Genomic DNA, 20,743 nt, shown 5'->3' with positions numbered 1-20,743 from the left:
GCCGGTCCCCGGAATCCTCGATGGGCTGTGCGGGCCGAGTTCGGCGCTACCGTGTCGAATGGCCTCCTTCCTCGACGATGTCGGCCAGCAACGGCAGGGGGACCGAGCCGTGGTCGAGCACGGCGGCGTGGAAATCCCGGAGCGAACGGGCCGGCCCGGACCCGGTGTCGGCCTTGTCGCGCAGACGCAGGAGTTCGTGCATTCCGATCGTGTAGCTCAAGGCCTGCGCCGGAACGGCGATGTATCGCGCGATCTCGGCCTCGGCGAAGGCGGCCGGAAGCGGGACCGTCCGGGTCAGCCAGGTCGTGGCCTGCGCCCGCGACCAGCCCAACGCGTGGATGCCGGTGTCGACGACCAGCCTGGCGGCCCGGAACAGTCGCAGGCCCAGCGCGCCGAGCCGGGCTTCGGTGGAGGAGTACAGGCCGGCCTCTTCCGCAAGCTTCTCGGCGTACAGCGCCCAGCCTTCGCAGTGCGCGGTGACGGAGCCGTACCGTTGCAGATCCGGCAGATCGCCGAGCAACTGCGCGCGGGAGAGCTGCAGGTGGTGGCCGGGCACCGCCTCATGGAAGGCGAGTGCTTCCAGGGCCCAGCCGCTTCCCGTCTCGGGATGTTGCGCGTTGAACCAGAACACGCCCTTAGCGCTGCCGTCGAGGCGAGGCGATGTGTAGTGCGGTGCGTGGCCGGTCTGGCCGAGATGCACGGGCATCGCCGCAACCTCGCACGGCGGCGGCAGCGGTGCGGAGAACAGGTCCGCCAGCGCCGCTTCGGCGCGGTGGATCGCCACTCGGGCTTGTGCCATCGCCTCCTCCGCGCCGACTCCCGCCGCCGAGGCGGCGAATGCCTGCACGACCGCGGGGAAGCCGTGCAGACCCAGCTCCTTACCCAGGGCCGTCATCTGGGCCGTCAGCGCAGCGACCTCGGTCAGGCCGAGGTCGTGGATATCGGCCACGGCACGGTCCACGGTGGTGTGGGCCTTGACGAGGCGGCCGTAGGCGTCCAGGCCGCCGGGCAGGTGGTACAGGCCGCACTCGGTGTCGGCCCGGGCGGGCAGCCTGGCGACCGCGTCGTGCCACTGCGCGAGCGCGGGCCGGACCTCGTCGGCCACCAGTGCCCTGATCCGGTCCGACCAGTTGCGCGCCCCGGACCAGCCCGCGGGGGGCGGGACGTCGGCCAGCACGTCTCCGTCCCGGTCGGCCAGGTACCGGCCCACCTGGTCGAGCGCGACCCGGACGAGCGAGGCGACGGGCGTCCGGCCCTGCTCCGCACCGGCTTGCAGCCGGGTGGCGTGCTCGCGGAGATAGCGCGGGAACTCAGCGCAGCGGGCCAGATAGGCCTGGGCGTCGCCGGGGCTGCTCAGCCTGGTCCGCGCCCCCGCGGTCAGCAACGCGGACGGACCCTGCTCCCCTACGGCCGACACCGTGTACTCCACGGCGCCGACGGCGATGAAGTCCAGTTCCCGCTCGATCGCCGACAGTACGACCTGGCGGGTCACACTGTCGGGTCCGGGCGGCGCCGCGGCGGCCCGCGCGCGATCAGCCAGGTCGAGGAGCCGGGACCGGAAGTCCCGGTCGGCGGCGCCCGACAGGTCCGGTACGAGGTGGTCGTAGCCGGGGATCCCATCATCCATCGCCAGGAAGGGATGCCTCGTCAGCCATTCGTGGTGGAACTCGTCGGCGATCGCCCGGATGCCTGCGGGGTTCGTGTCGTGTCCGCCAGTCATCGCGGCACCGCCATGACTGTGCGGACGTCGACAAGGCGCCGCAGCCGGGCGCACAGCAGCTCGACATCCCGGTGGCCCCCCTGCACGTGCAGGGCGATCTCGCTTCCCCCGGTCGTCGGCATGGCCTGCAGGCTCAGGGTGAGGACCCGGACGTGGCGGCGGAGCCGTGCCTCCTCCGCGACCCGGAGCAGGGTGTCGAGGGGACGCACCGCGGACACGGTGATCGCCGCCTCGGGAAGCGGCGTCACGAGGTCCGACCTCCCTTGAGCGCCGCGGCTTCGAGGACGGAGCGCGCCTCGGCGAGCGCCAGCGCGAGTGGTGTCGTCGCAGCCTCGGCCGATCGCGCCAGTACCCCGGCCACCCGGGGCCCGATGTCCCGGACCTTGACAAGCGCTTCCTGTATGACGAGCTTCTCGTGCCCGCGCAGGGCCGTCGCTGTCATTTTGCCTCCTTTGGACTGACAGGCCGGGTTGCCCCGGCGATGATCTTCATGACCTCGTGCCGCTGCCCGAACCCGACAGCGTGCGCCGCGTCCGGGAAGAAGTGAGGGACGGCGTCGGGCAGTGCGTCCGCCACGCCGCGGGCCACTGCGATGGGGACGTTGACGTCCTTGGATCCGTGCCAGAGGTGCACAGTCCCTCGGATCTCGGCCAGGTCGAATTCCCAGGGTCTGGCGAGCAGCCGGAGTTCCTCGGCGACGGGGCGGGTCCCGCCGCGGAACGCGTCTGGCTCGGCAAGGCGGCGGCGCTGATAGTCGGGATCGGCCACGGCCGCCCGGTCGGCCGCCGGTACCTGTCGCTCCAGCCGGTGGTTGAACGGCGGGATCAACATCACGGCGAGCGGGATGCGCAGTGCGGCTGGGCAGTAGACCCCCAGGTAGTGGAGCAGGATGTTCGTTGCGCGCATCCCCTTGCGCACCCAGCGCTCGTGGCCCGGGCCCATCGCGGCGAGCAGAAGCGTCACGGTCACCTCGTCGGGGTGGGCGTGGCTCACCGCGAGGGAGTGCGGACCCCCGCCGGATTCGCCGGCCACCGCGTAGTGCTTCAGCCCGAGGTGGGCCGTGAGCTCGTCGACGTCCGCGGCCACTGGGCGAGGGTTCGCCGGGGGCACGGGGCGGAGTGGCCGTATCCGGGTATGTCGATGGAGATCCAGCGCACGCCCGCCTTGTCCGCCGCGGCGCCGTAGCATCCGCCGGCCAGCCCGAACTCCGGGGTGCCCGGCATGTAGAGGCAGGGCGTCCCGGCCTGGTCGCCGAACTCGTACCACGCCAGCCTGCGGCCGTCCGAGAGCCGCAGCGTCTGGGTGAAGCTCACCCGCTGATCAGACACTCCCCCGCTCAGGCGTGCGCGGGTGTCGTGAGGTCTTCCAACGACCTCGCCAGGTCCTTCCGATAGGTCTCGACGTTCGCCAGCTTGATCTGCTCGTAGCCGCGGACCTGGTCGGGGAGCGCAGCGATCGCCACGGCCCGGTCGAGCCGCTCGCCGTCGAGGTCGGGTGCCAGCGTCGTGATGACGCGCGTGTACTCCTCGACGAGCTCACGCTCGACCTTGCGGACGTGCGCGTAGCCGAAGACGTCAAGCGGCGTCCCACGTAGGCGTCGCATCCCGCGCAGTGCCCGGAAGACCGGTACGGACGAGTGGCGGAGCCTGAGCTTGCGGCGCATGCCGAGGCTCTTGAGGACCGGCGGGTGGAGATGGTAGGCGACTTTGGCTCCCCCGCCGAACTCGTCTTCGACGCTCGCACGGACCTCGGCGTCGAGCGCCAGCCGAGCGACTTCGTACTCGTCCTTGTAGGCCATGAGCTTGTGCAGGTGGTGGGCGACGGTCTCGGCGAACCGCTCCGAGCCGGGAATCCGCTGTGCCTCCTGGCGCCGCACGGACTCGACGAACTCGGCATAGCGGCGTGCGTAGCGGTCGTCCTGGTAGTCGACCAGGTCCCGGACCCGGTCCCGGACGAGCCGGCCCAGTGTGGAGTCGGCATCCGTGTCGACGAGCTCCGCCACTCGCTGGGCACGTGAGGTGAGCGTCGGGTGAGTCTCGGTGGTGACAGAGCCGATAGCCTCGGCGAAGGCCGCCGGGTCGGCGACCATCTGGCGGCCGCGGCGGAACGCCTGGATGTTCTCCTCGACCTTGGTGCCGTTGAGCTCGATGGCCCCCTCGACAGCGCTCGCGGGCAGGGGCAGTGCTCCCTTCTGGTACGCGGCGCCGGCGAGCACGAGGTTGGCGAACTGGTCGGTGCCGAACAGCGCGACCGATGCCTTCCGTGCGTCGCAGACGAGCATGTCCTCGGCCGCGACCGCTGCCCGGACACGGCTGGTGAGCAGGTCGATCTCCGGGAACTTCTGGTGCACGTCGGAGACCATCCGGCCGGTCGGGACCAGATCCGTGGCGACCACGGCGACGGTGCCCTCGGGGCGCGCCGCCCCGAGGTTGGCCGGGTCGGCCGCGACCAACAGGTCGGCACCGAGGTAGAGGTCGACCTCACCGGCCGCGGCCTTGTTGGCGATCTCGACGGGGCGAGCGCTGATCTTGATGTCGGAGACGACGGCGCCACCCTTCTGGGCAAGGCCGGTCTGGTCGAGGGAGACGACGTGCAGTCCCGCGTTGGTTGCGGCGACGCTGAGGATCTGGGACAGGGTGACGACGCCGGAGCCTCCGACCCCGAGTATGCGTGTCGTGTGGGGAGTGATGGCGATATCGTGCCGGAATTCGGGCACCGGCAGGTCGGACTCCCGCAGGGCATCGACGACCCGGCGTGCGGTCGCGCGCCGTCCTGGTGCGGTCGCCGGGGTGACGGTCATGAACGACGGGCAGTCTCCCTTGAGGCAGGAGTAGTCCTTGTTGCAGGACGACTGGTCGATCAGTGTTTTCCGGCCGTACTTTGTCTCGACCGGCTGCACGGACAGGCAGTTGCTCGCGACGCCGCAGTCTCCACAGCCTTCGCAGATGCGCTCGTTGATGACGACCCTCGCCGACGGATCGACAGCAAGACCGCGCTTGCGCTTGCGGCGCAACTCAGTGGCGCACTCCTGGTCGTGGATGAGGAGGGTCACGCCAGCGGTGGTGGCAAGGGTCTCCTGAGCGGCGATGAGACGGTCGCGGTGCCAGACAGTGGCGTTCGCCGGAAGCTTGACCTTGCGGTACGACTTCGGGTTCTCCGTGGTGATGATGGTTCGAGAGACGCCTTCGGCGGCGGCGGCCGTGGCGATCTCGGTGACAGACATCTGCCCTACCGCCTGCTGACCGCCGGTCATTGCCACGGCGGAGTTGTAGAGCAGCTTGTAGGTCAGGTGGGAGCCGGCCGCGACAGCCGCACGGATGGCCAGGCTTCCGGAGTGGTGGAAGGTGCCGTCTCCGAGGTTCTGGATCAGGTGGTCGCGCTCGATGAACGGCGCCATCCCGATCCAGTGGACACCCTCGCCGCCCATCTGCGTAAGGCCGGTGATCTCGCCGACCAGGGTCGGTGCCATGAGCAGGGCCAGGCCGTGGCAGCCGATGCCGCCGCCGACCAGTGACCCGTCGGGGACCTTGGTCGAGGTGTTGTGCGGGCATCCCGAGCAGAAGTACGGCGTGCGGACCGCCAGGGGGAGGAGCTTGCGCCTGCGCTCACTGCCCGGCTGTGCGTTCGCGCGGACCAGGGCAGCGAGCTCCGGCTGCCGGGCGAGACGCTTCCGCAGTCCTGCGGCGATCTGGTCGGGGTCGAGCTCGCCGACCTCGGAGAACAGTGGCGCGCCGGCCTCGTCGCGCTTGCCGACGACCGTCGGGGGACGCACGGTCCCGTAGAGGAGGTCCTTGATGGCGCCTTCGAGGAAGGAACGCTTCTCCTCCACGACGACGATCTCGTCCAGGCCGTCGGCGAAGTTCCGGATCTCGTCCGGGTCGAGCGGGAAGATCACGCCCAGCTTGAGAACCCGGATCCCGCTATCCGCGAGAGCCTCGCGGTCGAGGCCGAGTGAGGTCAGGGCCTGGACCAGGTCGTTGTGGACCTTGCCGGCCGTGACGAGGCCGATCCGGGCCGGTTTCTGCGAGCCGTCCGCTCCGTAGACGTGGTTGAGGTGGTTGGCGGTCAGGTAACGGCGCGCCATCTCGATCCGGGCACCCCCACGAGACCGTTCGAGCGTGGCCAGCACCGGCCCGGACATCATGGCCGTCACGGCGTGCTGATGGGCGGTACCGTCCACGACCGTGTCCGGAAGAGTGATGTCGAGCCGGTCCGGATCGACGTCGACCGTCGCGGATCCGTCCGCGACGCTGGTCACGATCTTGAGCGCGGTCCAAAGTCCGGACAGCCGCGACATGGCCACGGCATGGAGGCCGTAGTCGAGGACCTCCTGCGGGGTCGCCGGGTAGAACGTCGGCAGCCCCAGGTCGGCAAGGAGCATCTCCGACGCGCCCGGGACCGTGGACGACTTCGCCGTGGGGTCGTCGCCGACCAGCGCCACAGCTCCGCCGGCCGGGTGCGTCCCGCTGAGGTTCGCGTGCCGGAGGGCGTCCGAGGCGCGGTCCAGGCCGGGCGACTTGCCGTACCAAAACCCGGTCACACCGTCGACGCGCTTGTCCGCCATGGTGCCCGCGAGCTGGGCACCCTGGACCGCCGTGGCCGCGAGTTCCTCGTTCAGCCCGGGCTGGAAGACGACCTCGAGCTCGTTGAGCAGGTCACGGACGCGGAGGAGCTCCAGGTCGTACCCGCCGAGCGGTGAGCCCTCGTACCCGGAGATAAAAACCGCGGAGTGGTGATCCGCCTGAAGGTCTCGCCGACGGAGGTCGAGAGGCAGCCGGGCCAGCGCGTGGATGCCCGTCATGTGGACCACGCCGTCGGTGGCGGTGTAGCGCTCGGTCAGGTTCCGGTTGTTCTGGTGGGATTCGGTCATCGTCCTTCGCCGTTCTCTGTGTCCGTGGGTCTCAGGTGGCCGATGCGAGACGAGCTCGGGCCTGCTCCCTGGCGACGGCGAGGGGTGTCTGCCCGGTCTCCCTGGCCCGCGTGAGGACGTCGGCGACCCGCCCTCCGATCTCGCGCACCTTGCCGAGCGCGTCGGCAGCCGAGCGTCCGTCGAGCTGGGTCGCTACTCCCCAGACAACCCCACCGGCGTTGACGATGAAGTCCGGTGCCCACACGGCGCCGTGCGCCTCGATCAAGTCCGCGACGCCGTCGTCGACGAGCTGGTTGTTGGCCGGACCGACCACGGCTCGGCACCTGAGCCTCGGGACGGTCTCCGGGGAGAGCACGCCACCGAGGGCTGCGGGGACTGCGATGTCGACGGGAGAGAAGAGCGTGTCCGGGCCACCCCAGTCGGCGCCGATCTCCTCCGCGAGCTCCCGTCGGGTCGGATCGATGTCGGTGACGACGAGGTGCACGCCGTCCTGCGCGAGCCTACGGGCCAGCGGACCGCCGACGCTGCCGAGGCCGACGATTGCGGCGGACAGGCCCCGGAGCTCGGGACTTCCGAAGAGGTGGTTGGCGGTCGCGCGCATCGACTCATAGACACCGAGCGATGTCGGTTCGACCATCGACTCGGCCTCCGCTTCGGAGCCCGCCACATTGTCGTGATCGGCGGCCCACATGGTGCGCTCGCGGACCGTGCGCATATCGGCGGCGGACGTTCCGACGTCCGCACCCACCACGTACTGACCTCCGAGCTCATGGACGACGTCGCCGAGGTCGCGCATGACAGCCGTGCGCAGCTCGGGCGTGAGCACCGTCCCTTCGGGTAGCGGGATGACGGACTTGCCACCGCCGTGCTCGATCCCGGCGACCGCACACTTGAACGACATCGCCTCGGAGAGACGGAGCGCGTCGGCGAGTCCTTCGCGCCAGTTGGAGTAGGTCCACATACGGCAGCCGCCGACTGCGGATCCGAGCTGGGTCGAGTGGATCGCCACGATGACGGGAAGGCCCGAGCGCTCTCCGCGGCGTACGACGACTCGCTCGTGGTCGAGAGTGGGAGTCGAGGTCATGCCTGTTCCTCCAGTGCTTTGGTCGCGGCCGACGGGTCGCGGCGATGTCGGTTGGGGCCGAGCTTTGGTGGGTCGGCGTTAGTGGTCAGCGCCTGGCGTCAAGCGAACGCGAGAACCATGGAACGATGCCGGGACACCCGGCGCACGGGTGGTTGAGTCGGCCACCTTCGTCGGTCGCTCCGGTGCTCATGGTGCGCTCCCTCCAGCGAACCCAGGGCTGCGAACGAACGTCCTCGCGGAGACGTCGTCTGGACTCATCGTCGTCAGCGCGGTGCACGTTGTGAAACAGCAAGTTCGCGGGGATCTACAATCAGACGTTGTGGATGTGAGCACGTGGAGGATGCGAGGCTTCGTCGCCGTCGCCGAGGAGCTTCACTTCAGCCGTGCGGCGGTCCGACTGAACATCGCGCAGCAAGCGCTGAGCAAACAGATCCAGGATCTGGAGGCGGAGCTGCGCACCCAGCTGTTCGTACGCACAAGTCGCTCGGTCGAGCTCACGCCCGCCGGTGCGGAGTTCCTTGACGTGTGCCGTGCGACGCTCAAGACCTTCGACGACGGTGTGCGGTCCGTCCGGAACGTCGGTCTGGGTAGCAGCGGCACGTTGACGCTCGGCTTCTACACCCTGGCGATGCTCGAGCTCACGACCCCGGTGCTTCAAGAGTTCGGACGCCGGTTCCCCGACGCACACGTGGACATACAGGAGTACACGTTCGTGGACCCGTCGGCCGGTCTCGCCTCTGGTCAGTCGGACCTCGCCGTGGTCAGGCTTCCGGTCTCGGCCCCGGGCATAGAGTGGGAGGTGCTCTTCACCGAACCCCGCGTGGTCGTCCTCGCCGCCAGTCATCCGCTTGCGAACCGCGACCGGGTCAGCGCCGCGGAGATCGCCGACGAGCAGCTGACGATCGGCCGGGTCGAGGACCCCATCTATCGAGACTTCTGGACACTTGCCAAGCACCGCACCGCCCCGCTCAAGCCCCCCATCGAGACGAGCTCCCACATGCAGGAACTGGAGATCGTCGCTACCGGGCGCGCGTGCAGCATCACGGCGGCCTGCGCCAGCCGCTTCACGCCGCACGCCGGCGTGCGCTTCGTCGTCATCGACGACGTGCCCGGAGTCCAGACCGCTCTTGCCTGGAGGGCCGGCGACGCATCGCCGCTCGTTGGACAATTCGTCGATGTCGCGCGCCAGGTTCGCGACCGTCAGCCGGAGCTCATCCAGACCATCGAACATCCGACCCTGGGATCCACCCGGTGACGCGAGTTTGATCGTCACGGCAGGAGACTCTCGGTGTCCCCGGCGGAATCGGTCGAGGGAGTGTCATTGACACCGTACAGTCCCCAGATGCGCGGACATTCCCCAGCTGACCGAATCCTGGTCACCGTGCTCTACCTGCGCAAGCTCGCCACCATGGACCTCCTCGGCCAGCTCTTCGGCGTCACCGCCATGACCATCAGCCGCGCAAAACAGGAAGTCCACCCGCTCGTGCAAGTGCACGGCCACCACATCAACGCCTCCACCGCCCGCTTCCGCACACCATCCGACGTCGCGACGTTCCTCGCTCCCAACCCCACCCAAAGCAAGATCAAGAATGCGTGTTGATTATCTGCGCGCCCTTAGTGGGCGGTTCGTAAGGTGGTGTCCGTTTCTGGCTGAGGTGGGAGCAAGGACGCTGGTGGAGGTTCTGTCGGCTATTGCCTCCTGGCGAAGTTGCCGGTGTCGGCCTCGGTGAGGATCCCGAGTTTGACCAGGCGTTTCAACTTGGCGCGGGTGCCTTCGACGTTTTTCGGCAGCAGTTCGTGGCCGAGGGCTGCGCAGACGTCCTTGGCTCGTAGCGGCCCGGTCGCGTGGTTGAAGGCGGCGAGGATGCGGGGATAGTCCGGGTGCTCGGGCAGCTCCGGCGCGACGGCCGGGAGCCGGTCGGCGAGGCCGGTGACGGTCTTGCGGGTGATCGCGAGGTGCTCCAGGTGCATCTCGGCCTCCCGCAACCGGGTCTGCAGGTCGTCGATCTGTGCGCGGAGGTCGTCGGCCAGGGCCCGGGCGGCGTCTCCCCGGAGGTCCAGGAGACGTGGGTCATCGCCCAGTAAACGCGGGAGGCGGAGGAGGAGGGGCGGTGCTCGTAGTCGCGGACCAGGTCGGCCCCTCGGTGCCCGGTATCCGGGAGGGGGAGCGGGTGTGGGGCTTCCTGGGGCGGACGAAGTCCGGCAGCGCGGCGCAGTACGTGGCCGTCCGCCCCCAGCAGATAGCTCTGGCCCCGGGCAATCCCACTCCGGTGCAGGCTGTCTCCCTGCTCGGAGGAGGAACGACCTCGATCACCGCCCTGCGTGACAAGGCGCGTCTCAGGCCCGGCGAACGCCTCCTGGTGCGCGGGGCCAGTGGCGGTGTCGGCAGCGTCGCAGTCCAGATCGGCAAGGTCTTCGGCGCTCACGTCACCGCCCTCGCGAGCCCGAAGAACCTCGACTTCGTTCGCGGCTTGGGCGCGGACGAGGTACTCGACTACACGACGACCCGCCCGCAAGAACTTGGCGCATTCGACGTCATCATGGACACCGTCGGCACACAGCACCCCGCCTACCGCCGGCTACTGGCCCCGGGCGGACGCATGGTAGCCATCGCCTTCGATCTCGAGAACCTCCTCACAAGCGTCTCCTATCTGCTCGGCTCCAGCGTCCACGGCTCCCGACGGGTGCGTTTCTTCAGTGGCAACCCAGGGCACGAGCTGTTCGCCGAACTGACCCGGTACGCACAGAACGGCGATATCCGTCCGGTCGTGGACACTGTTCACCCCCTCGCTTCCATTGCCGCCGCCCACCGCGCCCTGGAGGCCGGCGGCGTCCGCGGAAAGCACGTCATCCAAATCGTGTGACTCGCACACATCCAAGACCCTGAGCAGCAACGACCCCCCGACACGCTGATCGCAGTGACTGCCACCAACCCACTGCCACCCCACCGCCCACTCACAGGTAGGGTCGTCGCGGGTTGCGTCCTGGGAAGTGGTGTACGGGTTCCACCCGTTCCGGGGGTTTTCGTCCCGGGGAAGGGTGTCGCCTGAAAACGTAAGGCGGCCACCGGTTGATCCTTCGAAAGGTCTGACGTCACGAAGAGGAGACCAACACGATGACCGCACCTGACAGTCTGCCGTTCGCCGCCCTGCTGGAGGAGAACCTGGCCTCGGCGAGTCCCGACATGTTGCGGGCGATGGTGAAGACCTTCGCCGAGGCGATGATGTCCGCCGACGTCGACCACGCCTGTGGCGGCGAGTACGGCCGGCCGAGTGAGGACCGGGTCAACTCCCGTAATGGCTACCGGCATCGGGACTGGGACACCCGCGTCGGAACCGCCGACCTGGCGATCCCGCGAGTCCGTTCCGGTAGCTACTTCCCATCGTGGTTGCTGGAGCGCCGGCGCCGAGCCGAGCAAGCCCTGATCTCGGTGGTCGCCACCTGCTACCTACTCGGCGTCTCCACCAGGAGAGTGGAGAAGCTCGCCGAGAGCCTCGGGGTGACGCAGCTGTCCAAGTCCCAAGTCTCGAGATGGCTAAGCATTTGGACGAGAGGGTGGCCGAGTTCCGCAACCGTCCGCTCGACCATGGCCCCTACACATTTGTCTGGGCGGACGCCCTGACCCAGAAGGTCCGCGAGGGCGGCCGGGTCGTGAACGTCCACTGCCTGGTTGCGGTCGGCATCAACAACGAGGGCCAGCGTGAGGTGCTGGGCCTGGACGTCGCCACCAGCGAGGACGGTGCCGGCTGGCTCGCCTTCCTGCGCTCCCTGCTCGCCCGCGGCCTGGGCGGGGTCAAGCTGGTGGTCTCCGACGCCCACGCCGGCCTGGTCAACGCGATCGGCGCCACCCAGGCCGGTGCGTCCTGGCAGCGATGCCGCACCCACTACGCCCGTGCGCTCCTGGGCCAGGTGCCGAAGTCTGCCCAGCCGTGGGTCGCCACCCTCCTGCGGACCGTCTTCGAGCAGCCTGACGCGAAGGCCGTGCGCCAGCAGATGGCGACTGTGATCGCCGCGCTGGACGAGAAGTTCCCCAAGGCCGCCGAGCGCCTGGAGGCGGCCCGTGAGGTCCTGCTGGCCTTCACCGCCTTTCCCCGGACCGTGTGGAAGTCGATCTGGTCGAACAACCCGCAGGAGCGGCTGAACAAGGAGATCCGCCGCCGCACCGACGTCGTGGGCATCTTCCCGGACCGGGCCTCGATCAGCGTGTCGCGATGCCGCGCCAGTCCTTCAGCCGGTTGATCAGCCGCTCGACGGTGTTGCGGTCACGGTAAAGCTCGGCGTCGAAAGTGACGGGACGGCCGCCCCGGCTGCCCTTCTTCTTGCGTTGTGTCCTGAATATGAAAGGGAGTTGGTTGTAGGTCAGCTTCTGGAAATAGTGCTGTGCGGGAGATGACTTCGTGCTGGCCGGCACCGCCTTCGGCGTACCAGGAGTGGACGGGCACGCGGGATTTTGCGAGCCAGGTGGTGCTCTGCTCGATGGTCGCGGCCGCCGCCATCCGGCAGGCGGCGCAGCGCCACAACGGCCGCGCGTGGTTCATGGCCAAACCCGGACCCGGCTATGGCAATGGACTGCACCTGCACATCTCCCTGCACGACAAGAACGGCAAGAACCCAGCGGCCGACCGAGCCCGGGCCCGCTGCGCTGGCAGGCATTCTGGATACCATGCCCGCCGCCACGGCTCTGGTCACCCCGACCGTCAACGGCTACAAACGCCTCGCGCCGCACACCACCGCCGGGACGACCGCTACCTGGGGCGCGGACAACCGCACCAGCGGAGTGCGCTATCTCCAGCGTGGCGAGAATTCCCGCATGGAACTGCGGACCGCCGCAGGCGACGCCAACCCTTACCTGGCCGTCGCTGCCGCCCTCACCGGCATCCTGCACGGCATCGACCACCGGCCCCCTCTGCCCCCGCCGGTCGATGGCGACGCCTACCTCACCGGCCAACCCCTGCCGACCGATCTCCTCACGGCGACGGCCCTGCTCGAGTCCAGCGAACCCCTGCGCCACTACCTCGAAGACGCACTCGTACGGCACTACGCCGCCACCCGACGATGGGAGGCCGCGGCATTCGCCGCCGCCGTGACCGACTGGGAACTACATCGCTACGGGAACCAGTGAAGAGAGCTACGCCGCCGCTCTCCTGACAGACCAGCAACGCCCCGCCATCACCGTCGTTTCGGCCCGGGCCGGAAAGCAGAGTTCGGCCGACGACGTCAGGCGGAGGTAGTCGCCCGGGTTGCTGGAGAACATAAGAGCTCGCGCAGATAGGCGGCATGGGGAGCCCCGGCGTCGAGGCAGGCCAGGTCCCGGTGATCACGGAGTTGCGACGCTCTGTGACCACTGGGAGACCTGTGCCCGTTCTTCCTTCATGGCTGACCGACCCGCTGTGGGACCAATTCGCGGCGTTGTTGCCCAAGCACCCTACGATCGATCCGTCCCATCCGTTGGGTTGCCACCGCCGCCGTATCAGCGACCGGATCGTGTTCGACAAGTTGCTGCAGCTCCTGCGGTTCGGCTGCTCCTACCAGGCGATCTCCGACACGACCTGCTCGGCGACCACCATCCGCAACCGCCGCGATGAGTGGATACGACTCGGCGTCTTCGCCCGGCTCAAACGGATCGCGCTTGAGTCCTACGACCGGATTGTCGGGCTCGTGCTCGACCAGATCGCTGTCGATGGCGCCATCACCAAGGCCCCCGGCGGCGGTGAGGTGGCCGGGCGCTCACCCGTCGACCGCGGCAAACAGGGCCTGAAACGCTCCGGTATGACGGATGGTTACGGGATCCCGCTCGGCAGGGTTCTCGCCGGAGCGAACCGCCACGACTCCCCGCTATTGGCTCCGACCCTGGACCGGCTGGCGGACCTGGGACCGCTGCCCGACGACATCACCGTGCACCTGGATGCCGGCTACGACTCGGACAAGACCCGCACCGAACTCACCACCCGCGGCCTGCATGGCCGCATCGCGCACAAGGGCGAGAAGGCACCGATCCAGGCGAGCCAGCGGTGGCACGTCGAACGCACCCACGCCTGGCAGAACGCCTTCCACCGCCTCGCCCGCTGCCACGAGCGCCGCGCGACCGTCATCCACGCCTTCTTCGACCTCGCCGACACCGTCATCGCCGTCCGTAGCCTGATCCGCCGGGCCTGGACGACCCACCGGTGGGACGACCGCCCGAACCGCTGCCCATGAGCGCGCACCTGTCTGCGCAGCCTCCTTGCGCTGCTGCCAAGCACGCTTCGGCCCGAGGAGGACCGCCGCTCTGGGAATACGCTTTTTGGGGCGTGCGAGTCAGTGCCGTCGCCTGGGATCTCAGCGCCGCTCACCAGGGCACGGGCGTTCCGTCCCAGGAGAAGAAGCCACCGGTGGGGCCGTCGTCTGGCAGCAGGGCCAGGCGGGCGGCTCCCTGGGCGGCCTCGGCCGGGTCGTCGCCGGCAGCGGCGGCCAGGGGGTTGAGGTCGGTGGCCCGCATGCCGGGGGCGAGCGCGTTGACCTTGAAGCCGTCCTCGGCCAGCGTCTGGGCGTAAAGGACGGTGAGGGCGTTGAGGGCGGCCTTGGACGACCGGTAGGCGGCGGCGCCACCGCTTCCCGGGGTGAACTGGGGGTTGGGGTTCGTGCTCCAGGTCAGCGATGCGGTGCCGCTGGAGATGTTGACGATGCGCGGATGCGGGGACCGGCGCAGGGCGGGCAGGAAGGCATTGGTCACCGCCACCACCCCGAAGACGTTGGTCTCGTATGTGCGCCGGAACTCCTCAACGCTCGTGTCGGCCGGCGGGGCGAGTGACGGTGAGATCCCGGCGTTGTTGACCAGCACGTCCAGACGGTCCACCTGGGTCGCGGCCCGTGCGATGCCGTCAAGATCTGTCACGTCGAGGACCAGCAGGCGGGCGCCTGCGCCGATCTCCTCGACGGCTCGCTGTCCGAGCCCGCGGTCGCGAGAGCCCACGTACACGGTGAGGCCCTCGGCGGCGAGGAGCCGGGCGATGTGCTTGCCGATGCCCTTGTTGGCACCGGTGACAAGAGCTGTGCGATCGTTCATGGCAACTACCGTTCCCTGGCTGTGGGCGCCCTGCCAGGGACAACCTGTACCAGGCAGTGGGAGGAAGCGGCATGGCACGGCAGGAGCTGGCCCGCTTCCTGCGGGACCGCAGGGCGGGCCTGCGTCCACACGAGATCGGCCTGACGGCGACGGGCACCGATCGCCGGACACCGGGCCTGCGCCGCGAAGAGGTGGCGGAACTCGCCCACATGTCGGTCGACTACTACACGCGGCTGGAGCAGGCCCGGGGCCCGCGGCCGTCCACTCGGATCCTGGACGCGTTGTCCCAGGCACTACGGCTCACGCCGGCCGAGCGCAGCCACCTGTTCCGTCTGGCGGGATCGAGCGCGCCGCCCGGCATCAGCGCCGTGCGGTGGGTACGCCCGCATGTGGCCCGGATGCTGGAGCGGTTGCCGGAGACCGGTGCCATCGTCACTGACGCGGCGTACGGCGTCGTCGCCTGGAACCCCCTGGCCCAGGCACTGCTCGGCGGCGATCTCGGAGGCGGGAGGACGAACCTGGCCCGGCGCCGCTTCCTTGGCCAGGGGCGGATGTACGAGAGCTCCAGCGATGAGGAGTTCGGGCACGTTGTGGTGGCGCGGCTGCGACGGGCCGCCGACCGCTACCCGCATGACCCGCAGCTGACCGCTCTGCTGGCCGAACTGCACACCGGCAGCGAGGAGTTCCGACAGATATGGCAAACGCGTCCGGTCCACGCCCCCAGGCACCGCACCAAGATCCTCGATCACCCGGAGACCGGCACGCTGCGGTTGCACTGTGACGTCCTGCTCGTGCCCGAGGATGACCAGGAAGTCGTCCTGATCACGGCCGACCCCGGATCACCTGCCGCGCGGACCCTGCACAGGCTGGCCAGGCAGGCGACCTGAAACATAGGACTGGCACAGGTCTCGCCAGTGGTTACAGAGCGTCGCAACTACATGATCACTGGGGCCTGTGCCCACCTACTTTCCACGCCGCCTATCTGCGCGGGCTCTAAGCTGCACCGACGGGTCGATGCCTCCGTCGCGGTACTGTTCGGCCGCCATCGCGCCGAGCGTAGTCTGCATGTCGGCGACCTTGGTCTGCTGACGGGCGATCCGGTCCTGGACCGCGGCGGCGTCCTGCTGGAGCTGCTTCTGGTCGTCCACGGCCTTGTCGTACTTCTCCGTGGAGGACTCGGCCTACGCGTTCAGTTGGGATCTGGGCCTTGACCTGGTCGATCGTCGGCTTGGGATCGACATGCACGGCGGTCAGCAGGATCAGCGACGCCGCTCCGGCCAGGCCCGTGACGGCCGTGATCCGTATGCGGCTGCGAGGCTTCGGCTGTTGGTGATTGCCCCCAAAAACAGGGCCTGAACCGCCCCGGTTCACTCTGAACCGGGGCGGTTCGGAGTCATCCAGTGGGCGCCAGTTCTGCTCCACGCTGGTGCAGGAAGCGGGGAAGGGCCAGGTTCACGAAGCCCTCCGCCTGCATGGCCGCGATGCCGATGCGCGGCAGGTCCCAGGCGTCGGCGTACACCACGAAGCGCGGTTCCCAGCGGGGCTGGAACTTGGCGTTGAACTTGTACAGCGACTCGATCTGAAACCAGCGGGAGAGGAAGATCAACAGCCCCCGCCACGCCCGCAGCACCGGCCCGGCGCCGATCTTCTCGCCGCGCGCCAGCACCGAGCGGAACATCGCGAAGTTCAGCGAGATCCGCTCGATGCCCAACTCCGGCGCGGCCTGCAGCGCGGCCACGATCAGCAGTTCGTTCATGCCGGGGTCGGCCGAGCGGTCACGGCGCATGAGGTCGAGGGACAAACCGTCGGTGCCCCAGGGGACGAAGTGCAGGATCGCCTTCAGGTCGCCGTAGGGGCCGGGCTCGTCGTCCTGCCTGTGAGCGGTAGCGACCAGGCAGTCGCCGTCCGTCGGGTCTCCGATGCGGCCGAGTGCCATGGAGAAACCGCGCTCGGTGTCCGTGCCACGCCAGTCCTCCGCGGCCCGTCGTATGCGCTCCAGCTCGTTGTCGGAGAGGTCACGGATGCGCCGTACTCGGGTTTCGTAGCCCGCGCGCTCGATCCGCTTCACCATCTGGCGCACGTTGCGCATCGCCCGACCGGAGAGGGAGAAATCCTTGACGTCCACAACCGCCTCATCGCCCAACTCGAGAACCTCGAGGCCCGTCTCGCGGCTCCACACCTCGCCGCCCGTCTCTGAACAGCCCACGACCGCAGGAGTCCAGGAGTGTGCCTTGGCCTCGCCCATGAAGCGCTCGATCGCACCGGGCCAGGCTTCCACGTCGCCGATCGGGTCGCCACTCGCGAGCATCACGCCCGCCACGACGCGGTAGGTCACCGCCGCCTTGCCGCTCGGTGAGAAGACGACCGCCTTGTCGCGGCGGAGCGCGAACCGACCGAGGGAGTCACGGGCACCGTGCTTCTCCAGCAGGGCGCGCAGCTGTGCCTCGTCCTCCCCGGTCAGCCGGGCGGCCGGCTGACCGGCCCGGAACGCCAGGTAGACCGTGGTGATGGCGGTGATCAGGCCGAGCGCGCCGAGCGAGAAACCGACCGCCCAGGAGGCGTTGCCGGTGTAGTGGACCGGCCCCTCGAAGCCGAAGAGGCCGTAGAGGACGTGCTCGAGGCGGTCGGACCAGCTCGGGTTGCCGACCATGTGGTGTGTGTGGACGCTCACGATGACCAGGCCAAGAGCCACGGAACCGACCCCCGTGAGGACGAGGTTGGCCAGTGCCCACCAGCGGCTGAGCGGGTCGGGCAGGGCCGTGAACTCGCCACGGTGGCGCAGCAGCGGCACCAGCAACGCCACCGCGATCAGCACACCGACGATCGAGTGGCGGTGGACGTACTCCGACACGGCTCCCGTCGGCAGGAGCAGCGCCGCGCCGTGCCAGGCCCGGCGCTTGCGCCGACGCAACCCGTGCGCCAGGAGCAGCAGCAGGATGCCCGCACTCAGCGACAGGGCTGCGGCGAAGGACCCGAACGAGCCGGGCAGTACCTCTGCCATGTGGTGTAGACGGCTGTGCCGGAAGCGCGGGAACACGCCTGCGGCGATGTCCAGGACTCCCACGAGGGTGCACGCCCTGGCGAGCAGAGCGGGGACGGCCTCCGGATGCGGGCCGTGGAGCATGCGCCACATGGCACTTGATCGCCTCGGGCACCGGCCCGACGTTTCTCGATCTGTCCTGACAGACATCTCATCCCATAGTTTCTGCGAGAGACCTTGAATCCGGTGCCGATAGCCCGGGCACCCGGTGACCTTGCGCCCATTCCTGCGGCAGACAGCTGCTCCATACATGCCGGCGTCAGCGGTGTGGTTCTCGAGCACCGGTTGCCGGGCATGGTCGAACGGCTCGTTGCCGCCGTGTTTGACGGATACCGAGTCAACACCGGAGGGCCGATGGCACACATCACCGCACAGTGGACAGCTCAGGTAGCTCGCTTGGGGGACACGCTTCGATGACAACGTTCGAGGACGGGCACCAGCCGCGCTCAGCAAGGCTCGTCCTGTTGCCGGTGCACGGCGCGTCCGTAAGCGCACGCGAGTAGGCGTAATGCCTCCCGTGCCCGCGCTTCATGGCCGCTTGAGGATCGCCTCGCGCAGCAGCACCTGACACGCCGTAGGCTCGTCCCCGAGCTCGCCGACCATGCCGCCCACTGCACCGCGTGCGGCACCCACGTCATGAGAGCACTCCGTGAACTCTTCCCCCCTCACAGCTCCGCGCCCCGGGGCGAGCCGGCGGCGCAACCGCCGGGAGGAGCCGGCACGGGCTTGAGTCTCAACCTACTTGAGACCCCATAGTGGCGCTGTGGACGACAACGAGCTCTATCCCATCGGCGATGTCGCGCGCCGCACCGGCCTGAGCGTCAGCGCCATCAGGTTCTACGCCGACGCCGGTCTCGTCGCGCCGACCGGCCGTACGGGAAGCCGGTATCGGCTCTACGACGTCCAGACGATCGCCAGGCTGGAACTCGTACGCACTCTCCGCGAACTGGGGGCGAGCTTGGACGACATCCGCCAGGTGCTGACCGACGAGGCGTCACTACGCGATCTGGCCACGGCGCATCTGGAGCTCGTCGAGGGCCAGATGCGCCGCCTGCGAGCCCGGCGGGCCGTCCTGCGGACCATCGTGAGACAAGACAGCGCAACGGAACAGGTGAGCCTCATGCACAAGCTCGTGTCCATGTCCGACGACGACCGCGACCGGCTCTTCGACCGGTTCTGGGACGAAGTGACCGACGGCCTCAGCATTCACCCGACCTTCGTCGAGCGGTTTCGCCACATGCGCCCGCACCTGCCGACCGAGCCGACCACCGAACAACTCGAAGCCTGGATCAAGTTGGCAGACCTGGTACAGGACAACCACTTCCGCCAGTCGCTTCGCGATGCCTTCCAGCGAGCCTTCTCCTCTTCCCGGGCACTCCAGGTGACCGCGCCGCCGGTGATGGAGCGGGTCGAGAGGCACCGACAGCTTCTCCTTGAGGCCCGGGCGGCGCGCCGAGCCGGGCTGCCCGCCGACTCCGCACAGGCCCGCGAGATCGCGGACCGTATCGCGGCCTCGGCCGCCGAGTTCACCGAACACCTGGACACCGCCGGGCTGGCAGGCCGTATCCGCACCGACGCCCCCGTCGCGGAAAGCCAGCATGCCGGCCAGAGCCTGTCCCGGTTCAACGGTCTGCTCGGCAGGTACAACTCGCTTGTGGCCACGATCAACGGGACACCCCAAGGCGACCCGGAGAGCGCCGCAGCGGACCGGGAATGGCTCGCCGCCACCCGCGCGACCTAACCTTCCGTGGCATCTGACCTGCAAAGATGGTGTGGAAGGTAGAACAGGTCCAGAGTTTACCGGCCGTCCATACAGGTTCTGAACCGTCCACGTGATGTAGGAACGTACAGGTCAGAGGCACCTTGGTTGTTCTCGCAACGTCACGTGCGTGAGAGGCGTGTGAGACGCCGGTGCTGTCGGATGCGACTGCTACAGGTCCCTGGGGACGGTTGGCCCGGAGCCCGCTGGGCCAGGATGCAAACCGTTCGCGAAGGCGAATGGTCCGACCTTAAGCCGCTTCCCGCGGGCGCCCGAGGTCCCGTCATCCACGCGTCGCCAGTGACGACGATATGAGGGACATCGCCTGAACACGCCACCCCGGTGGGATCGGCTCGTGCTTGTTTGACCTCGATTCGTCAGTGGGTTCCGATCGCTGATCGGTGCGGCTGTTCGCCCGTAATGTCCTCTGCCGTTGGAGGGCAGGCCGTCGCGTGACGCCGCGGGGTGCGCCGGGTTCCACCGGCCCGGAGACTGCGGGTCCTCCTTCCTGGTCCTCGTCGGGGCGTGAGCCGGCTGTCAGGTGGCGACTGGAAGTCGGGTGAGCCTGTTCCAGCTGGTGGTGAACGCCGCCGCCCAGGGCCAGGTCCGCTCAATGCGCAGGATGCGACGGCGGGCGTGGCGGGCCAGGCGGGCCGGAAGGTGGTAAAGGCGCAGGCGCATCGTGTCCGGCTCGGCGTCTTCGAGGCCGTCTTGGTCGTGCAGGGTGAGCAGCCGCAGCCAGGTGTCGAGGTCGGCGGCGAGGTTCGCGGCGAGCATCCAGGCTGTGTTGATCTGCCACGACTGTGAGGGCAGGTTCGCCAGCCCCATGGCCTTGTTGGTGCGGACGTGGTCTTCGACCTCTGCGTGGTCGCGGTGCAGGGCGTCGAGGAACTGGATCTGGTGGGATCCGGCGATGCCCCACATGTTCCGGAAGAGACCAGCCAACGCCATGACCTGCGATGTCTGGGCGTCGCAGGTCGTTGACCTGCATGAATGGCCTTTCGGTTGTGTCACGCTCGTACTGGCTGATGCAGCCGGAAGTCCCAGGAAAGTCCCAGAGAACTCCCACGGGCAGGAGCCACTCTTTCGGCTCTGTTCAGGGCATGCGAGTGCGCTGTGGGTTGGTGATCGTGGATCGACGGTCTGACCCGAATGAACGGCAACGCGCACTGCTCGAACGGCACGCAGGCTCGCGCTGGCCCTCGGTGTCGGCGTGGAGCTGGAT

17 protein-coding genes and 4 pseudogenes are annotated in these 20,743 nt (G+C 68.7%); 8 read left to right on the top strand and 13 right to left on the bottom strand.

The features are described 5' to 3' along the window. Positions 1-46: 46 nt before the first annotated feature. Genes Q2K21_RS21555 through Q2K21_RS21525 form a run of 7 tightly spaced genes read right to left on the bottom strand, consistent with a single transcriptional unit; the run spans position 47 to position 7,674 of the window. Positions 47-1,720 (bottom strand): DUF885 domain-containing protein, encoded by a 1,674-nt coding sequence (locus tag Q2K21_RS21555; protein ID WP_310773475.1) that lies wholly within the window; start codon positions 1,718-1,720, stop codon positions 47-49. Further along, positions 1,717-1,968 (bottom strand): ACT domain-containing protein, encoded by a 252-nt coding sequence (locus tag Q2K21_RS21550; RefSeq protein WP_310773473.1) that lies wholly within the window; start codon positions 1,966-1,968, stop codon positions 1,717-1,719. Before Q2K21_RS21550 ends, Q2K21_RS21555 begins: the two co-directional genes overlap by 4 nt. After that, entirely contained in the window at positions 1,965-2,162 is a 198-nt protein-coding gene (locus tag Q2K21_RS21545; protein ID WP_310773471.1) for a hypothetical protein, read from the bottom strand. Before Q2K21_RS21545 ends, Q2K21_RS21550 begins: the two co-directional genes overlap by 4 nt. Further along, positions 2,159-2,806, bottom strand: a complete 648-nt coding sequence (locus tag Q2K21_RS21540; protein ID WP_310773468.1) for an alpha/beta fold hydrolase — start codon at positions 2,804-2,806, stop codon at positions 2,159-2,161. The genes Q2K21_RS21545 and Q2K21_RS21540 overlap by 4 nt, the downstream gene beginning before the upstream one ends. Beyond that, positions 2,764-3,033, bottom strand: coding sequence for an alpha/beta fold hydrolase (locus tag Q2K21_RS21535; protein ID WP_310773466.1), 270 nt, complete (start codon positions 3,031-3,033; stop codon positions 2,764-2,766). The genes Q2K21_RS21540 and Q2K21_RS21535 overlap by 43 nt, the downstream gene beginning before the upstream one ends. A gap of 23 nt (positions 3,034-3,056) precedes the next feature. Then, the gene (locus tag Q2K21_RS21530) at positions 3,057-6,590 is read right to left on the bottom strand and encodes an indolepyruvate ferredoxin oxidoreductase family protein (protein WP_310773464.1); all 3,534 of its coding nucleotides are present in this window, start codon (positions 6,588-6,590) and stop codon (positions 3,057-3,059) included. A gap of 31 nt (positions 6,591-6,621) precedes the next feature. Further along, positions 6,622-7,674, bottom strand: coding sequence for a Glu/Leu/Phe/Val dehydrogenase family protein (locus Q2K21_RS21525; protein ID WP_310773462.1), 1,053 nt, complete (start codon positions 7,672-7,674; stop codon positions 6,622-6,624). Positions 7,675-7,993: 319 nt separating this feature from the next. Here Q2K21_RS21525 and Q2K21_RS21520 point away from each other — a divergent pair, with 319 nt between their 5' ends. Beyond that, entirely contained in the window at positions 7,994-8,929 is a 936-nt protein-coding gene (locus Q2K21_RS21520; protein WP_310773459.1) for a LysR family transcriptional regulator, read from the top strand. Between the two features lie 99 nt (positions 8,930-9,028). After that, positions 9,029-9,274: pseudogene (locus tag Q2K21_RS21515) on the top strand (transposase family protein); the annotation flags it as partial. Between the two features lie 89 nt (positions 9,275-9,363). On the opposite strand, the gene Q2K21_RS21510 reads toward Q2K21_RS21515, so the two are convergent. Then, positions 9,364-9,645, bottom strand: coding sequence for a hypothetical protein (locus Q2K21_RS21510; protein ID WP_310773457.1), 282 nt, complete (start codon positions 9,643-9,645; stop codon positions 9,364-9,366). A gap of 38 nt (positions 9,646-9,683) precedes the next feature. Here Q2K21_RS21510 and Q2K21_RS21505 point away from each other — a divergent pair, with 38 nt between their 5' ends. Both Q2K21_RS21505 and Q2K21_RS21500 read left to right on the top strand, forming a co-directional pair. Further along, positions 9,684-10,538, top strand: a complete 855-nt coding sequence (locus Q2K21_RS21505) for an NAD(P)-dependent alcohol dehydrogenase (RefSeq protein WP_386276322.1) — start codon at positions 9,684-9,686, stop codon at positions 10,536-10,538. A 251-nt stretch (positions 10,539-10,789) separates the two neighbouring features. Then, positions 10,790-11,874: pseudogene (locus Q2K21_RS21500) on the top strand (IS256 family transposase); the annotation flags it as partial. A 1-nt stretch (position 11,875) separates the two neighbouring features. Here the strand turns inward: Q2K21_RS21500 and Q2K21_RS21495 are convergent. After that, positions 11,876-11,998 (bottom strand): annotated as a pseudogene (locus Q2K21_RS21495) (IS5-like element ISMt1 family transposase); the annotation flags it as partial. Between the two features lie 65 nt (positions 11,999-12,063). Between Q2K21_RS21495 and Q2K21_RS21490 the strand changes: the two are divergent. Both Q2K21_RS21490 and Q2K21_RS21485 read left to right on the top strand, forming a co-directional pair. Beyond that, positions 12,064-12,796, top strand: a pseudogene (locus Q2K21_RS21490) (hypothetical protein). 233 nt (positions 12,797-13,029) lie between these two features. Continuing rightward, positions 13,030-13,872 carry an IS5 family transposase gene (locus tag Q2K21_RS21485; RefSeq protein WP_310781150.1) on the top strand — a complete coding sequence of 281 codons (843 nt, stop codon included), beginning with the start codon at positions 13,030-13,032 and terminating at the stop codon, positions 13,870-13,872. Between the two features lie 130 nt (positions 13,873-14,002). Here Q2K21_RS21485 and Q2K21_RS21480 read toward each other — a convergent pair whose 3' ends face one another. Beyond that, positions 14,003-14,719: an SDR family oxidoreductase gene (locus Q2K21_RS21480; RefSeq protein WP_310773454.1), complete on the bottom strand. Its 717-nt coding sequence runs from the start codon at positions 14,717-14,719 to the stop codon at positions 14,003-14,005. A gap of 71 nt (positions 14,720-14,790) precedes the next feature. On the opposite strand from Q2K21_RS21480, the gene Q2K21_RS21475 reads away from it, so the two are divergent. Then, positions 14,791-15,606 carry a helix-turn-helix transcriptional regulator gene (locus Q2K21_RS21475; RefSeq protein ID WP_310773452.1) on the top strand — a complete coding sequence of 272 codons (816 nt, stop codon included), beginning with the start codon at positions 14,791-14,793 and terminating at the stop codon, positions 15,604-15,606. 75 nt (positions 15,607-15,681) lie between these two features. Here the strand turns inward: Q2K21_RS21475 and Q2K21_RS21470 are convergent, their stop codons facing one another. After that, positions 15,682-15,867, bottom strand: coding sequence for a hypothetical protein (locus Q2K21_RS21470; protein ID WP_310773450.1), 186 nt, complete (start codon positions 15,865-15,867; stop codon positions 15,682-15,684). Positions 15,868-16,112: 245 nt separating this feature from the next. After that, positions 16,113-17,852, bottom strand: a complete 1,740-nt coding sequence (locus Q2K21_RS21465; protein WP_310773448.1) for a phosphatidylglycerol lysyltransferase domain-containing protein — start codon at positions 17,850-17,852, stop codon at positions 16,113-16,115. Between the two features lie 670 nt (positions 17,853-18,522). Here Q2K21_RS21465 and Q2K21_RS21460 point away from each other — a divergent pair. After that, the gene (locus Q2K21_RS21460; RefSeq protein WP_310773445.1) at positions 18,523-19,500 is read left to right on the top strand and encodes a helix-turn-helix domain-containing protein; all 978 of its coding nucleotides are present in this window, start codon (positions 18,523-18,525) and stop codon (positions 19,498-19,500) included. Between the two features lie 555 nt (positions 19,501-20,055). On the opposite strand, the gene Q2K21_RS21455 is transcribed toward Q2K21_RS21460, so the two are convergent. Continuing rightward, entirely contained in the window at positions 20,056-20,469 is a 414-nt protein-coding gene (locus Q2K21_RS21455; protein ID WP_310773443.1) for a transposase, read from the bottom strand. Between the last annotated feature and the right edge of the window lie 274 nt (positions 20,470-20,743).

Origin of the sequence: Streptomyces sp. CGMCC 4.7035 (genome assembly GCF_031583065.1) — a bacterium.
GTDB classification, from domain to species: domain Bacteria; phylum Actinomycetota; class Actinomycetes; order Streptomycetales; family Streptomycetaceae; genus Streptomyces; species Streptomyces yaanensis.
The sequence above is the reverse complement of the archived record's forward strand: the minus strand, read 5'-3'. Positions and strand labels throughout refer to the sequence as shown.

What these genes read in the sequence shown, in the direction of transcription:
- Q2K21_RS21555 (WP_310773475.1), bottom strand. Translation starts at nt 1,720, where the DNA reads ATGACTGGCGGACACGACACGAACCCCGCAGGCATCCGGGCGATCGCC.
- Q2K21_RS21545 (WP_310773471.1), bottom strand. Translation starts at nt 2,162, where the DNA reads ATGACAGCGACGGCCCTGCGCGGGCACGAGAAGCTCGTCATACAGGAA.
- Q2K21_RS21530 (WP_310773464.1), bottom strand. Translation starts at nt 6,590, where the DNA reads ATGACCGAATCCCACCAGAACAACCGGAACCTGACCGAGCGCTACACC.
- Q2K21_RS21525 (WP_310773462.1), bottom strand. Translation starts at nt 7,674, where the DNA reads ATGACCTCGACTCCCACTCTCGACCACGAGCGAGTCGTCGTACGCCGC.
- Q2K21_RS21510 (WP_310773457.1), bottom strand. Translation starts at nt 9,645, where the DNA reads ATGCACCTGGAGCACCTCGCGATCACCCGCAAGACCGTCACCGGCCTC.
- Q2K21_RS21480 (WP_310773454.1), bottom strand. Translation starts at nt 14,719, where the DNA reads ATGAACGATCGCACAGCTCTTGTCACCGGTGCCAACAAGGGCATCGGC.
- Q2K21_RS21475 (WP_310773452.1), top strand. Translation starts at nt 14,791, where the DNA reads ATGGCACGGCAGGAGCTGGCCCGCTTCCTGCGGGACCGCAGGGCGGGC.
- Q2K21_RS21465 (WP_310773448.1), bottom strand. Translation starts at nt 17,852, where the DNA reads ATGTGGCGCATGCTCCACGGCCCGCATCCGGAGGCCGTCCCCGCTCTG.
- Q2K21_RS21455 (WP_310773443.1), bottom strand. Translation starts at nt 20,469, where the DNA reads ATGGCGTTGGCTGGTCTCTTCCGGAACATGTGGGGCATCGCCGGATCC.